The 14,299-nt window shown below is 60.7% G+C and carries 22 protein-coding genes and 1 tRNA gene; 4 read left to right on the top strand and 19 right to left on the bottom strand.

Annotated features, from left to right (window positions below; translation table 11 throughout):
• Window positions 1-30: 30 nt before the first annotated feature.
• The 3 genes from FQ668_RS18815 to FQ668_RS18805 form a co-directional block, all read right to left on the bottom strand.
• Window positions 31-1,098: a phosphotransferase family protein gene (locus tag FQ668_RS18815; protein WP_014590426.1), complete on the bottom strand. Its 1,068-nt coding sequence runs from the start codon at window positions 1,096-1,098 to the stop codon at window positions 31-33.
• 183 nt (window positions 1,099-1,281) lie between these two features.
• Window positions 1,282-1,599, bottom strand: a complete 318-nt coding sequence (locus tag FQ668_RS18810; protein ID WP_003251077.1) for an SCP2 sterol-binding domain-containing protein — start codon at window positions 1,597-1,599, stop codon at window positions 1,282-1,284.
• Between the two features lie 56 nt (window positions 1,600-1,655).
• Window positions 1,656-2,366, bottom strand: a complete 711-nt coding sequence (locus tag FQ668_RS18805) for a histidine phosphatase family protein (protein ID WP_010954748.1) — start codon at window positions 2,364-2,366, stop codon at window positions 1,656-1,658.
• A gap of 197 nt (window positions 2,367-2,563) precedes the next feature.
• On the opposite strand from FQ668_RS18805, the gene sohB reads away from it, so the two are divergent.
• The 3 genes from sohB to FQ668_RS18790 all read left to right on the top strand — a co-directional run bounded on the left by sohB (window position 2,564) and on the right by FQ668_RS18790 (window position 4,927).
• Window positions 2,564-3,583 (top strand): protease SohB, encoded by a 1,020-nt coding sequence (gene sohB / locus FQ668_RS18800; protein ID WP_019438253.1) that lies wholly within the window; start codon window positions 2,564-2,566, stop codon window positions 3,581-3,583.
• A gap of 154 nt (window positions 3,584-3,737) precedes the next feature.
• A tRNA-Cys gene (locus FQ668_RS18795) sits at window positions 3,738-3,811 on the top strand.
• A 138-nt stretch (window positions 3,812-3,949) separates the two neighbouring features.
• Window positions 3,950-4,927, top strand: coding sequence for a site-specific integrase (locus FQ668_RS18790; RefSeq protein ID WP_064590543.1), 978 nt, complete (start codon window positions 3,950-3,952; stop codon window positions 4,925-4,927).
• On the opposite strand, the gene FQ668_RS18785 is transcribed toward FQ668_RS18790, so the two are convergent.
• The 11 genes from FQ668_RS18785 to FQ668_RS18735 all read right to left on the bottom strand — a co-directional run bounded on the left by FQ668_RS18785 (window position 4,924) and on the right by FQ668_RS18735 (window position 9,961).
• Window positions 4,924-5,169 carry an AlpA family transcriptional regulator gene (locus FQ668_RS18785; RefSeq protein WP_064590544.1) on the bottom strand — a complete coding sequence of 82 codons (246 nt, stop codon included), beginning with the start codon at window positions 5,167-5,169 and terminating at the stop codon, window positions 4,924-4,926. The two genes, FQ668_RS18790 and FQ668_RS18785, sit on opposite strands and share 4 nt — an antisense overlap.
• A 28-nt stretch (window positions 5,170-5,197) precedes the next feature.
• Window positions 5,198-5,626, bottom strand: a complete 429-nt coding sequence (locus tag FQ668_RS18780) for a hypothetical protein (RefSeq protein WP_144180584.1) — start codon at window positions 5,624-5,626, stop codon at window positions 5,198-5,200.
• Window positions 5,627-5,664: 38 nt separating this feature from the next.
• The gene (locus tag FQ668_RS18775) at window positions 5,665-5,988 is read right to left on the bottom strand and encodes a hypothetical protein (RefSeq protein WP_144180582.1); all 324 of its coding nucleotides are present in this window, start codon (window positions 5,986-5,988) and stop codon (window positions 5,665-5,667) included.
• Between the two features lie 56 nt (window positions 5,989-6,044).
• Window positions 6,045-6,236 (bottom strand): hypothetical protein, encoded by a 192-nt coding sequence (locus FQ668_RS18770; protein ID WP_144180580.1) that lies wholly within the window; start codon window positions 6,234-6,236, stop codon window positions 6,045-6,047.
• 46 nt (window positions 6,237-6,282) lie between these two features.
• Window positions 6,283-6,666, bottom strand: a complete 384-nt coding sequence (locus FQ668_RS18765) for a phage protein NinX family protein (protein WP_144180578.1) — start codon at window positions 6,664-6,666, stop codon at window positions 6,283-6,285.
• On the bottom strand, window positions 6,663-7,037 hold the full coding sequence (locus FQ668_RS18760; protein ID WP_144180576.1) for a hypothetical protein: 375 nt from the start codon (window positions 7,035-7,037) through the stop codon (window positions 6,663-6,665). Before FQ668_RS18760 ends, FQ668_RS18765 begins: the two co-directional genes overlap by 4 nt.
• Complete coding sequence (locus tag FQ668_RS18755; RefSeq protein ID WP_024086938.1) at window positions 7,034-7,285, bottom strand: hypothetical protein; 252 nt, start codon at window positions 7,283-7,285, stop codon at window positions 7,034-7,036. Before FQ668_RS18755 ends, FQ668_RS18760 begins: the two co-directional genes overlap by 4 nt.
• Window positions 7,282-7,776 (bottom strand): hypothetical protein, encoded by a 495-nt coding sequence (locus FQ668_RS18750; protein WP_144180574.1) that lies wholly within the window; start codon window positions 7,774-7,776, stop codon window positions 7,282-7,284. Before FQ668_RS18750 ends, FQ668_RS18755 begins: the two co-directional genes overlap by 4 nt.
• Window positions 7,777-7,852: 76 nt before the next feature.
• Window positions 7,853-8,086: a hypothetical protein gene (locus FQ668_RS18745; RefSeq protein ID WP_144180572.1), complete on the bottom strand. Its 234-nt coding sequence runs from the start codon at window positions 8,084-8,086 to the stop codon at window positions 7,853-7,855.
• Window positions 8,083-8,733: a hypothetical protein gene (locus tag FQ668_RS18740; protein WP_144180570.1), complete on the bottom strand. Its 651-nt coding sequence runs from the start codon at window positions 8,731-8,733 to the stop codon at window positions 8,083-8,085. Before FQ668_RS18740 ends, FQ668_RS18745 begins: the two co-directional genes overlap by 4 nt.
• A gap of 304 nt (window positions 8,734-9,037) precedes the next feature.
• On the bottom strand, window positions 9,038-9,961 hold the full coding sequence (locus FQ668_RS18735; RefSeq protein WP_144180567.1) for a DNA cytosine methyltransferase: 924 nt from the start codon (window positions 9,959-9,961) through the stop codon (window positions 9,038-9,040).
• A gap of 74 nt (window positions 9,962-10,035) precedes the next feature.
• Here FQ668_RS18735 and FQ668_RS18730 point away from each other — a divergent pair, with 74 nt between their 5' ends.
• Window positions 10,036-10,302 (top strand): hypothetical protein, encoded by a 267-nt coding sequence (locus FQ668_RS18730; protein ID WP_144180564.1) that lies wholly within the window; start codon window positions 10,036-10,038, stop codon window positions 10,300-10,302.
• Window positions 10,303-10,341: 39 nt separating this feature from the next.
• Here the strand turns inward: FQ668_RS18730 and FQ668_RS18725 are convergent, their stop codons facing one another.
• The 5 genes from FQ668_RS18725 to FQ668_RS18705 all read right to left on the bottom strand — a co-directional run bounded on the left by FQ668_RS18725 (window position 10,342) and on the right by FQ668_RS18705 (window position 14,296).
• Entirely contained in the window at window positions 10,342-11,100 is a 759-nt protein-coding gene (locus tag FQ668_RS18725; RefSeq protein WP_144180562.1) for a hypothetical protein, read from the bottom strand.
• 370 nt (window positions 11,101-11,470) lie between these two features.
• A complete protein-coding gene (locus FQ668_RS18720; RefSeq protein WP_144180560.1) occupies window positions 11,471-11,998 on the bottom strand; it encodes a hypothetical protein in 528 nt (175 codons plus the stop codon).
• A 242-nt stretch (window positions 11,999-12,240) separates the two neighbouring features.
• Window positions 12,241-12,774, bottom strand: a complete 534-nt coding sequence (locus FQ668_RS18715; RefSeq protein WP_144180558.1) for a single-stranded DNA-binding protein — start codon at window positions 12,772-12,774, stop codon at window positions 12,241-12,243.
• Complete coding sequence (locus tag FQ668_RS18710) at window positions 12,771-13,538, bottom strand: lambda exonuclease family protein (protein ID WP_144180556.1); 768 nt, start codon at window positions 13,536-13,538, stop codon at window positions 12,771-12,773. Before FQ668_RS18710 ends, FQ668_RS18715 begins: the two co-directional genes overlap by 4 nt.
• Window positions 13,535-14,296, bottom strand: coding sequence for an ERF family protein (locus FQ668_RS18705; protein ID WP_144180554.1), 762 nt, complete (start codon window positions 14,294-14,296; stop codon window positions 13,535-13,537). The genes FQ668_RS18710 and FQ668_RS18705 overlap by 4 nt, the downstream gene beginning before the upstream one ends.
• Window positions 14,297-14,299: the final 3 nt, after the last annotated feature.

Below are 14,299 nucleotides of genomic sequence, written 5' to 3'. Positions count from 1 at the left end.
TTCCTTGTTATCCGTCGTCGTGGGCTGTGCTCAGAGGCTGGACTTGGAAATGACCTGCAAGGTCATTTGTTCCAGCAAGCGGTTCATGTGAATGAACTGGGCGAAACGCTTGTCCTGGGTCTGGCCATGGTAGTAGCGGTAGTAGATCTGCTGAACGATGCCTGCCAGGCGGAACAGGCCATAACAATAGTAGTAATCGAAGTTGTCCAGGCGGATGCCGGCGCGCTCGGCGTAGTAATCGACGAACTGGCGACGGCTGAGCATGCCCGGCGCGTTGCTTGGCTGGCGGCGCATCAACTGCACTGGCGCCGGGTCGCCGGCTTCGATCCAGTAGGCCAGGCAGTTGCCCAGGTCCATGAGTGGGTCACCCAGGGTGGCCATTTCCCAGTCCAGCACACCGATGATGCGCATGGGGTTGTCCGCGTCCAGGATGACGTTGTCGAACCGGTAGTCGTTGTGCACGATGCCTGGGCGCGGGTGGTCGGCGGGCATTTTTTCGTGCAACCAGGCGGTTACCGTTTCCCAGCGTGGCGCATCCGGTGTCAGGGCTTTTTCATAACGGCTGGTCCAGCCCTCGACCTGGCGCTGCACGTAGCCCTCCGGCTTGCCCAGGTCGGCCAGGCCGCAGGCGGTGTAGTCCACCTGGTGCAGCTCGACCAGGCGGTCGATGAAGCTTTTGCACAGGGCTTCGGTCCGGCTGGCGTCCAGGTTCAGTTCGGTCGGGATGTCCGAGCGCAGGATGATGCCCTTGACCCGTTCCATCACATAGAACTCGCCGCCGATCAGGCCGGTGTCGGTGCAGTGTGCGTAGGCCTTGGGGCAGTAGGGGAAGCCGCTGTTCAGCTGGTTGAGGATGCGAAACTCGCGGCCCATGTCGTGTGCCGACTTGGCCTTTTGCCCGAAGGGTGGTCGGCGCAGCACGAAGTCGCGGCCCGGGTAGCTGACCAGGTAGGTGAGGTTGGAGGCGCCGCCAGGAAACTGGCTAATGCTCGGCAGGCCGTGCAGGCCGGGGATATTGGCTTTGAAGTAAGGGTCGATGACGGCCGCGTCGAGTTCTTCGCCGGGGCGTACCTGGGTGGACTGGTCGGTGAGCGTCATGCGTCTTCCTTATTCTCGATAGCAAGTACTATTGGGTAATCTAATGGTCCGTCAGGATTGGAACAATCGTCCCATGTGCCAAATAGGTGAGGGTGTTGCTGTTGGATCACTGCACCGAATGCAGGGCAAAAAAAACCGAAGCCGTCAGGCTTCGGTTTTTCGATCATCCGGTATTCCCAGCCCTCAGGACGGGAACAGCTCGCTGAGTTTCATCGACAGCATCATGTCGCCCTCAACCCGCAGCTTGCCACCCATGAAGGCCTGCATGCCGTCGGTTTCGCCGCTGACGATACCCTTCAGGGTTTCGGCGTCCATCACCAGGGTGCAGTTGGCATCCGGGTTTTCGCCTTCCTGCAGGTCGCAGGTGCCGTCCTTGACGATCAGCGCGTAGTGCTTGTCTTCGTCGGTGATGTTGAAGCCGAACACCAGGTCCAGGCCGGCGGCAGCGGATGGGTTGAATTTCTCTTGCATCTTTTTGACGGCATCAGCTACGGAGGTCATGGCGCATTCCTTATAGAGTGATTTACACGTCCCCGCAGGGACACAACAAGCCGGGCTTATCGGTAGGTGACAAGCTCCGGCGCCCTCAACAGCTGCACATGGGCCTGGCTGTTGAAGGAGGCTAGTGCCACGTCGCGGCCGCGAAACTTCAGCTGGCTGAGCGACGTGTTGATGATCTGCCAGTTCAGCGCGAACGCCTGGCTGGGGGTAATACCGGTAACCAGGTGGAGCAGGGCGGCAATGGTGCCACCCGAGGTGAAGATAGCAACATGATCGCCGCTGCCGGCGCTGTCCAGCACGCGTTGCAAGCCCCCTTGTACGCGTGACGTAAACGAATGCCAGGTTTCCAGGCCATTATCGGCATGCTCGCCATCGTGCCAGCGCTGCACCATCAACGCGAACAGGCGCTGAAACTCGCTGCGGTGCTGCGCAGCATTGCGCAGCACATGCAGGGCATCGGGCTCTTCGGGCAGCAGGTCGGGCAACAGGGCGCGGATCACACCGTCGGCATCGAACTCATTGAATGCGGCGTCGGTCTCAACCGCCGGCACCGGGCAGCCGTTGGCGTGCAGCGCCTGCAGCGCCAGCCGTGCGGTATCCTGCTGGCGGCGCAGGTCGCCAGCCACGCAGCGGTCCAGCCGCACGCCCAACTGGGCCAGGTGCTCACCCAGGGCCTGGCTCTGGCGTACCCCCACGGGCGAGAGGACGTCGTAGTCATCGGCACCGAAGGAGGCTTGGCCATGTCGAATCAGGTAGAGATTGCCCACGAAAGGTTCCGGCCTGTTGGAGGTTGCTGCGAGGTTAGGATGCGGCTCACGGGCTGTCAACGAAAAAACATACAAGCGTTTGAAAAGGTTGTTTGAAAGATGTTGCCAGCGTTTACACCGGCTGGCAGCACCACAGACGCAACGGTATGCTTGCAACAGTGACGCGCCGTAGTGGCGCAGGCATTTAAGGAGTCAACGTGGAGTTTCTTGCCGAATACGCAAGCTTTCTCGCCAAAACCGCCACCCTGGTCATCGCCATCCTGGTGGTGCTGTCGGCCATCGCCGGTCTGCGTGGCAAAGGTCGGCGCAAACCGGGCGGGCAATTACAGGTCACCCGCCTGAACGATTTTTACAAGGACCTGCGTGAGCGCCTGGAGTCCGGCCTGCTCGACAAGGCCCAGCTCAAGGCCCTGCGCAAGCAGCAGGCCAAGGCGGAAAAACAGCAGAAGAAGGGCAAGGCCGAGGACAAGAGCCGGGTATTCGTACTGGACTTCGATGGCGACATCAAAGCCTCGGCCACCGAAAGCCTGCGCAACGAAATCACCGCGCTGCTGACGCTCGCCACCGCGCGTGACGAAGTGGTACTGCGCCTGGAAAGCGGCGGTGGCCTGGTGCACAGTTACGGCTTGGCTGCATCGCAACTGGCGCGTATTCGTCAGGCGGGCATCCCGTTGACCGTGTGCATCGACAAGGTGGCTGCCAGCGGTGGGTACATGATGGCCTGCATCGGCGAGAAGATCGTCAGTGCCCCATTCGCGGTACTGGGGTCTATTGGCGTGGTGGCACAGTTGCCCAACGTCAACCGCCTGCTGAAAAAACACGACATCGACTTCGAAGTGCTGACTGCTGGCGAGTACAAGCGCACCCTGACCATCTTTGGCGAAAATACCGAGAAGGGCCGGGAGAAGTTCCAGGAAGACCTGGACATCACTCACCAGTTGTTCAAGGATTTCGTCTCCCGCTATCGTCCGCAGTTGCACATCGATGAAGTGGCCACTGGCGAAGTCTGGCTGGGCGTGGCCGCCTTGAATCGCAAGCTGGTGGACGAGCTGCAGACCAGTGACGAGTACCTGAGCGAGCGCGCGCGCAACGCCAACCTGTTCCACCTGCACTATGCCGAACGCAAGAGCCTGCAGGAGCGCATTGGCATGGCCGCCAGCGGTACCGTGGAGAACGCGGTGGTAGGCTTGTGGAGTAAACTCAGCCGCCTGCGCTAACACCTTGAACCCGTTGAAATTTTTTTTCGTTCAGGGGGTTGCAAGGTTAAAAGAATGAAGACATAATGGCGCCCATCGAAACGCAGCAAACTTTGAAAAAGGTTCAGCGTTTCAAGGAGATAGCAAAGCGCAAGCAGCTAGATCCGACCTTTGAGGCCGAGTAGCAAAGTGGTTATGCTCCGGATTGCAAATCCGTCTACGCCGGTTCGATTCCGACCTCGGCCTCCACCATTCGAAAGCCCCGCAGCCATTGAGGTTGCGGGGCTTTTTTAATGCCTGCGGATTTTGTCCCGCGCTCAGTTTGGGACAAATTTGGGACACCGAAGAAAATTGCGTGTCCCAGGTGTCCCCGGCAAAATCCGGTGCATGGCCACTTACGAGCAGCGCCCAGGCGGCGCATGGCGGGCAAAGATCCGCCGGAAAGGATACCCATCACTCTCTGCGACCTTCGATACCAAGGCCGAGGCCCAGCGCTGGGCAGCGGAGATCGAGGGCGATATGTCGCGCGCCCGTTTCGTCGACATGCGAGAGGCGGAGCGAACCACCCTGGCTGAAGCCTTGGATCGGTACTCCAGGGAAGTCAGCTCGACCAAGAAAGGCGCGAAGCAGGAGCAGACCCGGATCAACAAGTGGAAAAAGCATCCATTTGCCGGGAAAGGCCTGGCTGCTTTGCGATCAAGTGATTTTGCGTCGTACAGGGATGAAGAGCTCAAGGCGGGCAAGTCCACGGCCACGGTCAGGCTCGACCTGGCAATCATCAGCCACCTGTTCACGGTAGCCATCAAGGACTGGGGTATTGAGGGGCTGAGCAACCCGGTGATGAAACTTCGCATGCCCAAAGGGGCAAAGGAGAGGGATCGCCGACCGAAGAGCTTCGAGCTGGCCGGCGTCATCGAGAAGGCGGGAGCGATTCACGCCGAGATGCCGGCGATCATCCAGATTGCGGTGGAGACGGCGATGCGCCGCAGCGAGCTGCTGGGCCTGCGCCGGGAGAATGTGAAGGCCAAGCATGTGCTGCTCGAGGACACCAAGAACGGTACCCGGCGGCTGGTCCCGCTTTCTACCAAGGCGCGCGCGCTCCTTGACGGGTTGCCGGCGCGCCTGGACGGCAAGGTGTTCTCTCTTGCACCCCATTCGGTGAGCCAGTACTTCAACCGGGCCTGCAAAGCGGCCAAGGTGGAAGACCTGCACTTCCATGACCTGCGCCACGAAGGTACATCCCGGCTTTTCGAAAAGGGTCTGTCGATCATGGAGGTGGCCTCGATCACGGGACACAAAACCATGAGCATGCTCAAGCGATACACCCACCTTTGCCCGGACGCGCTGGCAGACAAGCTGGGTTAGCGGACACTGGCCAGCGTCGGCGGCGCTTGGCGCTTGCGTCCGGGTTTGGCCGGAGTGTGCAGGCCCTGTTCGAACTCCTGCAGGAACTCGCGCACCGTGCTGACCCGCCAGCACACGCGCGCGCCCTGCTTGAAAAAAGGTGGAAGCCACGCTGCACCGGCCTGCCGGGCGCTGCGAATGGCTGATTCGGACCGACCCAGCAGCTTTGCCAGTTCGGGAATGTGGATGATCTCTGGTTCCATTTAGGGCTCCTGCCGTACCCGGCGGTGATCAGTAGGATGCAACGATCTTCTTCCGCTGCTCGTGCAGCGCGTTTTCTTTGGCAAGCTGCGCGTCGCGGTCAGCCAGCCATTTCCTCGCTTTGTCCTGCGCAGCCTTGGCGCTGGTGAACAGCTTCGGCTTCGGGTGCTTCACGCCTTGGCTGTCCACGCAGAACAGCCCGTTGCGCACGATGGTGACCTCCCGTACGGCGAAATCCTCGCCCAGGGTGTAGGCCTTGAATGGAGTGGTCATTGGTAATCCTAAGGCCGTGAAGTGGTGCCCGACCTTCGCCGCCCGGGCGGCTTCCTCGGTGCGGAACATGAGTTCTTTGGTTCCAGGCCAGCCCTCAGCCGTGTATTCCACGGATACCCACCAGTGGCCGAACTTGCGGTACGGCTCGCCGAGGATCTTCGTGACGTAGCAGTCGATCAGGTTCATGGGCGATCTCCACGCCGCCGGTGGCGGCAGGTTGGTTGTCAGTCGACCTGGTAGTAGACGTAGCAGTTGACGCCTTGGTCCTTAAGCGACTTGTGCATGGCTTGCACGCCGGCACTGTGCTGATTGCCCTGGCCTGGCCAAGGCGTATCCAGATGGATGCCCTGCTGGTGGTAGCGGCTCTTCTTCTGCAGGTAGCCCGGCAGTCCTGGCAGCTGGTTAGGCCGCAGGCCCGGTACCGGGATCACGACTCGATCAAGGTTGGCACTGCCACCATCATCGGTGCAGGCAGCTGCTGCAGCCTTGCCAGCCTCCGTGGCGATGCGCACTTTCGCCGGCAGGCTGGCCAGTTCTTCTTTCGTCATGGCAATAGCTCTCCATGCCCGCTCATGTCGGCGGGCTTGAGTTGTATGGGGAGGGGTTAGGCTTCTGGCTCGAAGCAGCGTTTGTAGCGGGACCGGTATTCCTCGCGGTCAAGGTTGGCGTGCAGTTCTTGCTCGCGGCCGGCGGCCCACATCTGGTTATGGCGCTTGTTGCAGGTGAATCCGGTGTCCGATTCGTCCTCGCCGTCTACCCACTCCAGCCATTTGCAGGTGTTGCAGTTCTTGCTCATCGTGGCGCCTTCTATACTAGGTAGGCCATGTACATCAGGGGCAGAATCATGGCACTAGCTCCTTCGGCACCTGGACGTTATCGCCGAGCTTGGTGAGTACTAGGGTTCGGCAGAAGGCAACCAATGCTGTCGGGCCGTATAGCCAGATGCCGGCGCCCGCTGGGCCGGCGCTGTATTGGCAGCTGCTGTCCTGCAGGTGCTGGTTGTGATGTGCGCTGCCCCGATAACTGTCAATCAGCAGGCCGCCCTGGCTCCAGTCCTTGGACGGCTGATAGAGGTTCGTCCAGCAGCCGCCTTCTGGGGTGTCGTAGATGCAGATGACGCCATGCTCACCGATTCCAATTTCAGCGGCATCGGTTGCCATGGCCACCGCCCAGTCCAGCGCTGCGCCGATCAGGTTGGATACCCTCACTTCAATCAGGTCGGTCATGGCTGCACCTGCTGCGTGTTGCACAAGACGACTTCGTCGTCATCCAAGGCCTGCACCGGGCCAAGGCTGGCCAAGGCCTCAAGCGCAGCGGGTCGGTTTGCTTCCAGAGCCTGTCGCTCGGCCGCCATCCATATGGTCAGGCCAGTTCCGCTTCCGCCGGTTCCTCCATAGCTGGAGACTGATTCGGCTTCTTCTTTGGCCGACTCCAGAAAATCCTGCGTGCGGCAATGAGGGCACAGGTAGGAGCAGTCTTGCGGGTCGTATCCCTCGCCGGTACCGGCATCGAACAGGTAGCCGCCAGGCCTGCATTCCCAGTCATTGAGTGAGTACCCGCAGGCGCTCGGCTCAGGCTTTGCTTTGGCTTTGGTCACAGCTGATACCTCTCATCAATCCAGCGCCCAGGCGCCAGTGCGGGTGTAGGTTCGGGTTGTGTTTCGTGCGGGGAGAGCTGGCGCTCGTTGCCTGCCTGCAGCTGGCTGTCGGGGATGCAGCTGATGCCGACCCCGTTGAGCAGGTAGCAGGTGACGCCGCGCTGGCTGTCGTGCTGCACGTCGATGACGTTCTCGGTTGCGCTGGCGCCGGTGGCCAGCAGCAGGAGGCAAAGGGCGAGGCGGGTCATGGGTGCGACTCAGTGGCGTCGGGAAGATCCTCGAACGTGTAGGTCTTGATGACCCGCTCCTGCACGCCTGTGATCTTGATGAACTTGGCCTCATTCACCCACGGGTAGGCATTCGGCTCGCCGTGCTTTCCACCGCCGCTCATCTCGCAGAAGGCCAGGGCGCGGCCGTCAGGCAGGATGAATGCCTTCACGTCGATTTCGTAGTTCCTTCCCCAGCTGTAGTGGCACCACTCGCGGATGCCGCTGACCTGTTCAGCTTCGTATCGCACTTCGTTGATGGCGTCGTCATGCTCGTTTTCTTCGAAAAGAACCTCGAGCAGCTCGCCAGGTGCCGCAGCCAGGAAGGCCAGATCGACGTCGGTAGACCGCCCATCATCGTCGGTAAACGTGTAGTCGTAGCCGAACTGGAGGCCCTTGCGCATGACAAGCAGCATGGCCAACTGGCTTGCGGTAAGGGTGCTCAGGTGCTGGTTGATGTTTGCTTCGAGCATACGAATTCCTTGGCCGCCATATCGCGGCAGTGAATAGAGGGGAGAGGGGTTACAGCTATGGAGTACAGATGTTCTCTTACGGGGCAGAGCCTTCCGCGCGCATGAAAGCCGCCATGTCGCCCATCTGCTCAACGATGAATCGCTCTTCATCAGCTGCGGCTGCGATGATCCTTTCTCGGCGCTTCTTGCAGAGTCGGCAATCGACCATGGCCCAGTCGCCTGACAGCTCGGAGGATTGCCCTAGCCAGGAGCCGCACGGCGCTTGCTCAAGGTCCTCCAGGTCGGTGAATGGTGCGAAGTGCGTTTTCACGACTTCGCCTCCGGCTCGCGCTGGTTTTGCGAGCTGAGAGACATCCAGATAAATGGTTCTGCCTGCTCATACAAAGCAGCGCTATAGCCAGCCATGTAGCTATCTGCGTCATGGCCCATGCTGGATTTGGCATCTAAAGATTCCACCGCCAAAGCCTCAACGGTTTCTGATCCGCCTTCGTTCTTAAAATCACCTATACGGCAGGCTTCCATCAGCCGGTGCATGTAGTTGGTGATCGGAAACGGATCGCCCTGGCTTTGCTCCGCAGGCGCGATTCCGGCCATCGGCCCCAGGCCAACAATCGGCAGCCCAGTCGCTGCCGCATCCCGCTCCGCCTCTTCTTTGGTCCACCAGAAGGCAGTACCAACCATCCACGCTATAGGCTCAGGGTGGGGCTGCGTGGCTGCCATGGCTTGGATGATGTTCAGCAGATCATGGCGCTCAAGTTCATCGCAGTCGCCCAGGCACAGGCGATCGCCAATGTCGCGCGTGCACTGCGCATCGTCCTCGGTCAACTCTTCGGAGCTGCCAACCCAACCGCAACGACGGCATTGGGCGGGGTAGTAACGTCCAACCAGTGGCTCCAGGCCAATGTATGGCGGCACGCTGACCATCTCGGTGGTGCTGGATCGGTTTTCTGTGGGCATGGGAATACCTCGCCATGGAACTGGCAGTTCATGGTTTATGATTGGGGCACTAGGCCATCAGGAAGAAGTTATGAACGCAGCGCAAAGGGATCTCGTGGAGAGATCGTTGAGGGTGCTTGGCTGGGTATTCGCGGCTGCGCTTGGACTGGTGCTGTTCGCTGGATTCGCCAACCGAGGCACCAGGTTCATCGAAGACATTTTTGACCCAGACGAAGCCGCGACCATTATCTGGCCGCTACTTGTTGCCGCTACCGTCCTGCTTTGGACTAGGGCATTCATGCGAGCTGGGCGGGAGTAGCACAGGTCACGCTGCTTTCAGCAGGGCTTCGATCACTCTCTGCCCAGCCAGCGGAGGTACCGCGTTGCCGGCCATGTGCATGGTCAGCCGGTGGTTGTCCGGCCGCAGGGTGTCAGCTGGGAACGACATGGCGGCCAGGGCTTCGCTGGCGCTGAGCATTCGCATGCGGTCGCCGTCGACCAGTGCCCAGCGGTCCAGGGTGGTGATGGTGCCGATCGGCCGGTTGATGTCTCGGCCAGTGGTACCGGAGCCCTTGCCGTAGTAAGGCATGATGAAGCGATTGCCGAAGCGCTGGCGACCGTTGCGCACGCGGTCGAGAGTGGCCTGGGCCCGGCCCGGCTTCTCGATCTGCGACCAGCGCCCGGCGTCGAAGTCGAGGAAGCTGGCGGCCGGAACATGCCGCTCGCTCGGCAGTTGCAGCATGAGCGGCGCCTTGCTGCGCGTCAGGACCATGAACAGGCGCACTCGGTGCTGCGGCACTCCCAGGTCGGCGCAGTCCACGATGTGCGGCGCCGCCTGATACCCCATAGCCTGAACAGCCTGCAGCCAAGCCGGGTAGAGTACCCAGTCGGTGAACTCGGGTACGTTCTCGATCACTGCCGCCTGCGGCCGGTGGAACTCAAGGGCCGAGACCGGCGCCCAGGCCGTCGAGCGCGACGCGTCATGCTCCGGGTTGCCCGACTTCTTGCCGCGGGCCTTGGCATGGCCCTGGCAGCACGGTGAGGCAAGCAGGAGGTCGTGCGCCGGCACCTGCTCCCAGCGTGCCTGGTGCAAGTCTTGGCAGACGTGTTGCGTGTCGGGATGGTTCGCGCTGTGCCATTCAACGGCCACTGGCCAGTGGTTTGCCGCCCAGAGTACCTGGACGCCTGCGGCGCGCGCGCCGGTGCTCCATCCGCCAAGGCCGGCGAACAGGTCGATTGCTGTAGTCATGGTGACTTTCGTCCCCTAAAACACATTTAAAAAAGTGGGGTAGAATGGAGAGCTATTTACATGGAGGGGCAAGCATGAAAGTGGATATTCGAGAGGTTGTTTCGAGCTATTGTTTGGACGTTTTCGGTCACAAGATTCAAGCGAGGATTACAAAAGGGCTTGATGCCGATGAAGATCTTCGCTGGGAAATAAGCCATTTCTACAGGCGAGACGGAATGGGGAATGTAGTCAAACCTGAGATCACCGCTGCAGGATCGAAACAGCAGGCCTTGGATTTACTCCGTCAATATTGCGATGGTTTCCAACCAGGGTATTCGCCGGCTCCAAATTCCAATTTTTAAGCATCGGACATGAGAGCGCTGGCGGGCAGCGCAGGAGGGTCAGGCGGCTTTCGCTTCGGCCTGCTGAGCGATGATCGCCTTGGCGGCGTGGTTGATCAGGTACAGCCGATTGATCAGGCTGTCCCGAGGCTTGTCGATGGTGATCTCCCAGTAGTCACAGCCCAGGCCCAGCTCCTCGTGGTGCTCGCTCATGAACATGCTGGCTTGCTCGACGTAGCTGATGTCGTCGGCCTCGCTCAGGCGGTCATTCAGCGAGTCCCAGAAGTCGCGTCCATCCCCGCCATATTCAATGGCTGCGAGATGCTCTTTAACCAAGTTCCGGAGCTCGTCCCAGCGGCCAGCCTCGTGGCGCCCACCGTCGTTTCGCATCCACTCGGGAAGGGCATCGTACTGGTCCTCGTCGATTTGCTCGCAGACCTGGCTGCATACGCCAGTCACCAGTGCTGCGCGGAAGGCTTCCTCGTCAAACTCACGCTCGCGACAGTTCTCTTCCAGCTTTGAATGGATGTAGTAGCCGATGTCGTCACCGGCCAGGAATTCGATGCCGTAGGATAGGCCGACGTTGAAGGTCAGGCCGTCGATATCACCGATCGTGGCGATGCCGAAGCGGGTGATCAGAATGTCGAATGCATAGCTGGTGGTTCGCGGTGCCTTGCAGCGCCATGCCTTCAGCTGGTCGGTGTCAGCCAGGACGGTGTATTCGTGGTCCTTCAAACACTCGGCGGCCCGCTCGCGGCGTTTGGCCTTTTCGGCTTTCCGCTGAGCGATCCATTCTTGGTGGCGTTGTTCGTCGTTCATGGCTTTCTCCATGCATGCGCCGCCCTCCGTGGCCGGATGCGGCATGGTGGCAATTTGGTTTTGGATGGGGTATTACGGATGCCCGGCATGAGGCCGGATCAAGGAGTTTAAATGGCTAAGGTAAGAGTGAAGCGCTTGTCGATTGGGTCCCAGGGTGGGACCGCTCTCTACGATGAGCACACATGTAAGCCGCTGTATGCTGATCAAACTACCCCAAACGTCTTCAAGGTCACACTGACTGACGGAAATTACGATCATTCAGGCAGCCCACTCGATGAAGGTCAATTTGAAATGGATACTGAGGTCGGGTCATTTCATGGGTACGTCGAGAAGCAGATGCCAGGCTTGGGTTTGCCAGAATCTATCGTTCTTACGCTGATAGCTGAGTAAACGGCGCTAACACCTCATCGCCCGGGTCTTGCTGAATCATCAGCATGCTCTTCCGGTCGAAAGCCAGGGCCAGGCGGGGCGAGATGCTGATTTCATGCCGCGGCGGGGTGAGAAACTTCGCCGCGTGCAGCCTGCCCAGTGCATGGATGCCGTGGATCAAAGCCTCGATCATCTGGCTGTATGTGGCGTCTGCCCAGCCGCAGATCGCCCGCAGGTGTTGGCCTGTTCGCTTCCTGGCCGACAGCCTCAGCGGCTCAGTCCGCGCAACAGATCGGTGATCCTCGATTTCGTGGCGCGCGATCCTGAAAAGTGCGTGATGCCCGAGCGCCTCGATGTGATGAATCATCAGCGTCATCGCCTCGCCCTGTTCCTCGATCCCGGCCCACTCCATCAGTTCCAGTAGGGCCCGCTTAGTCCCTGGTCGAACCTTCAAGCGCAGGTCTTCTTCCTGCAACCGGGCGGCTTTGGCGCGGCGCTTCTCGTCGCGCTCCTTGGGTGACATCGCCATACGGCACCTCCATGATTCCGCTGGGCGGGATGTGTATGTGCAGCTGGCGGCGACGCTGCTGCGTGAGCTTCTGGATGCGTCTCATGGGTGGCACACCTCAATGGGCGTTTTCTTCGTCGAGCCAGACGGCATAACCACCAGTAAACGCTTGTTTCCTCGGTATACGCCCCAAGGCTGACCAGTGGATCTGGCCATGGCCGCCGCGTACTTCACGGCTGGCACAGGCTGAGACATGGTGGCGATCATGCGCCAGCCAGGTGGTGGAGCGGGGCGAACGGGATGTCGTCGTCGAAGCTTTCGGGGTCCGGCCCATACCCTGCTTGCTGATTCTGTTGCTGTGGCGCCTGGCGCTGCTGTTGGTACTGCTGGCGCTGCGGCTGCTGACGTTGTTGCTGTCGTTGCTGCTGTTGCTGCTGGCCGCCGCCCTGGTTGTCAGGCCGTCCCCCGAGCAGCTGCAGGGTGCCGTTGATGTCGACGTGCACCTCTGTGGCGTAGCGTTTGATCCCGTCTTTCTCCCATTCGCGGGTTTTCAGCTTGCCCTCGATGTAACACTGGGAGCCCTTACGCAGGTACTCGCCGGCAATCTCAGCGACCTTGCCGAACAGCACCACGCGGTGCCATTCGGTCTTCTCGACCCTCTGGCCGGTCTGCCTGTCGTTCCACGATTCGCTGGTGGCCAGGCTTAGATTCGTGACCGCGTTGCCGTTGGGCAGGTAGCGGACCTCGGGATCCTGGCCGCAGGTGCCGACCAGGATGACTTTGTTGATGCCCCTCATGCTGCTTTGCTCCTAAGCTGCTTTTCAAAGCCATCTACCAACAGCTTGAACTCCCACAGGTCCTGCTCAAGCTGCTCGATGTAGTCGTCATCGCGCTTGAACTCACGCCACCAGAGCTGGCGACCTACGGGCTTGAGGAGGGGGCAGTACATCCCGATGTGCCACCATTTACGGCCGGTGATCCACATGCAGCCCTGCACCTGGTCGATGACGTCGCTGGCGTCGTTGTCGATGTGGAAAGCGCGGAGCTTGTCGGGAGCCAGGAAGCACTTGTACTCGCTGCCCCCGTCATCACCGATGAATCCGTCCGCGCTGGCGCCGAAGACTCCGTCGTCTGTCTTTACCAAGCCGACCTGAGTGACGATCAGGCCGGTCTGGATTTCGTGCTCCATTCGGGCCTCCGGCTCAAGCTCGTGCCCCCGGCGCATCTGCCAGGTCTCGAACCCTCCATCGAGCGGGGCGCCCCCGATGCGCTCGACGGCCAGCTCGAAGGCGTAGGTGAGGGCGGCATTCGATGGCTCGCCCACCTTTTCGCCATCCAGCGCCCTCTGAACCACCTCCGCCTTCGGCCCTGCCTTGTATCCGGCAACGTCGCGTGCTTTGGCTTCGCTGTGCCCGGCCAAGATAGCGTCAACGTAGGTGCGCTGTTGCGCGGTCAAGCCGTTCGACTTGGAGCGGGCGGTGCTGAACATGCTGGCGGTTATCACGCCAGCGCGGGCCTGCAGCCACTCCGGCGAACCTTGGGTGCAATTGACGATAATCATGGGTTGGCCTCCAGTACTGTTTTCCGCTTGGTAACGGCGATCTTCACCGCGTCATATCCGGCTTTGTCACCGCTCGACTGCATGACCTTCACGGATGCCTGCCATACATCCTTGAGCTCGTCTGGCGTGGCGGCCGCGTCAACCTGGGCGAGGATGTCGTTTAGCGCCTGGGCCCGCATTTCCGCTGTATCGGAGCCATCCGACGATTGCGCGTCGTCGTCCCTGACGTCGCCGGTTGTGATGTTCAGCAAGGCGCACATCACGTACCGCTTGCCGTAGGTGGTGGACGAGCCGACGGCTTGAACATCGTTCCGGCCTTTGCCGATGTCGGCCGGCAGGGTCATGGTTGTCTGCTCGCGGTGGCCGTCGCGGTGCATCAGGATGCCGGTGACGCTGATCGACTTGTCCTGGTTCTCCACCTTGAAGGTGATCGCGAAGCCGTGCCGCTGCATGATCGGCTTGACGACTCGGGTGATGTCGTCGAGCGTGGCGTAGGCGTTGCCGGTGTGCAGATTTACCGCCGCTTCGAACACGGTCGGGATCTCGCATTGCATCTGCGCCATGCCGGCGTTAAAGGCGGCTTCTGCTGTCTTGGCCTGCATGCGCTCATGCATGGCCAGAAGCCGCTCCATCTTCTCGATGTCGCAGGTTGGGTCGGCGGCTGCTCGGCTGATCACCGCCATGATGCTGTTGTCGACGGGGCCGGGCGCAGCCACTGCCTGGCGACGCTGTTCGGGCACAATGATTGCGCTGGTCATGGT

Source organism: Pseudomonas sp. Kh14, assembly GCF_900291005.1.
Lineage (GTDB): Bacteria > Pseudomonadota > Gammaproteobacteria > Pseudomonadales > Pseudomonadaceae > Aquipseudomonas > Aquipseudomonas alloputida.
The sequence above is the reverse complement of the archived record's forward strand: the minus strand, read 5'-3'. Positions and strand labels throughout refer to the sequence as shown.

Excerpts from the sequence above, each read along its gene's own strand:
- FQ668_RS18815 (WP_014590426.1), bottom strand. The coding sequence starts at position 1,098 with ATGACGCTCACCGACCAGTCCACCCAGGTACGCCCCGGCGAAGAACTC.
- FQ668_RS18810 (WP_003251077.1), bottom strand. The coding sequence starts at position 1,599 with ATGACCTCCGTAGCTGATGCCGTCAAAAAGATGCAAGAGAAATTCAAC.
- FQ668_RS18790 (WP_064590543.1), top strand. The coding sequence starts at position 3,950 with ATGGCCACTTACGAGCAGCGCCCAGGCGGCGCATGGCGGGCAAAGATC.
- FQ668_RS18785 (WP_064590544.1), bottom strand. The coding sequence starts at position 5,169 with ATGGAACCAGAGATCATCCACATTCCCGAACTGGCAAAGCTGCTGGGT.
- FQ668_RS18780 (WP_144180584.1), bottom strand. The coding sequence starts at position 5,626 with ATGAACCTGATCGACTGCTACGTCACGAAGATCCTCGGCGAGCCGTAC.
- FQ668_RS18775 (WP_144180582.1), bottom strand. The coding sequence starts at position 5,988 with ATGACGAAAGAAGAACTGGCCAGCCTGCCGGCGAAAGTGCGCATCGCC.
- FQ668_RS18770 (WP_144180580.1), bottom strand. The coding sequence starts at position 6,236 with ATGAGCAAGAACTGCAACACCTGCAAATGGCTGGAGTGGGTAGACGGC.
- FQ668_RS18765 (WP_144180578.1), bottom strand. The coding sequence starts at position 6,666 with ATGACCGACCTGATTGAAGTGAGGGTATCCAACCTGATCGGCGCAGCG.
- FQ668_RS18755 (WP_024086938.1), bottom strand. The coding sequence starts at position 7,285 with ATGACCCGCCTCGCCCTTTGCCTCCTGCTGCTGGCCACCGGCGCCAGC.
- FQ668_RS18750 (WP_144180574.1), bottom strand. The coding sequence starts at position 7,776 with ATGCTCGAAGCAAACATCAACCAGCACCTGAGCACCCTTACCGCAAGC.
- FQ668_RS18740 (WP_144180570.1), bottom strand. The coding sequence starts at position 8,733 with ATGCCCACAGAAAACCGATCCAGCACCACCGAGATGGTCAGCGTGCCG.
- FQ668_RS18735 (WP_144180567.1), bottom strand. The coding sequence starts at position 9,961 with ATGACTACAGCAATCGACCTGTTCGCCGGCCTTGGCGGATGGAGCACC.
- FQ668_RS18730 (WP_144180564.1), top strand. The coding sequence starts at position 10,036 with ATGAAAGTGGATATTCGAGAGGTTGTTTCGAGCTATTGTTTGGACGTT.
- FQ668_RS18725 (WP_144180562.1), bottom strand. The coding sequence starts at position 11,100 with ATGAACGACGAACAACGCCACCAAGAATGGATCGCTCAGCGGAAAGCC.
- FQ668_RS18720 (WP_144180560.1), bottom strand. The coding sequence starts at position 11,998 with ATGGCGATGTCACCCAAGGAGCGCGACGAGAAGCGCCGCGCCAAAGCC.
- FQ668_RS18715 (WP_144180558.1), bottom strand. The coding sequence starts at position 12,774 with ATGAGGGGCATCAACAAAGTCATCCTGGTCGGCACCTGCGGCCAGGAT.
- FQ668_RS18710 (WP_144180556.1), bottom strand. The coding sequence starts at position 13,538 with ATGATTATCGTCAATTGCACCCAAGGTTCGCCGGAGTGGCTGCAGGCC.
- FQ668_RS18705 (WP_144180554.1), bottom strand. The coding sequence starts at position 14,296 with ATGACCAGCGCAATCATTGTGCCCGAACAGCGTCGCCAGGCAGTGGCT.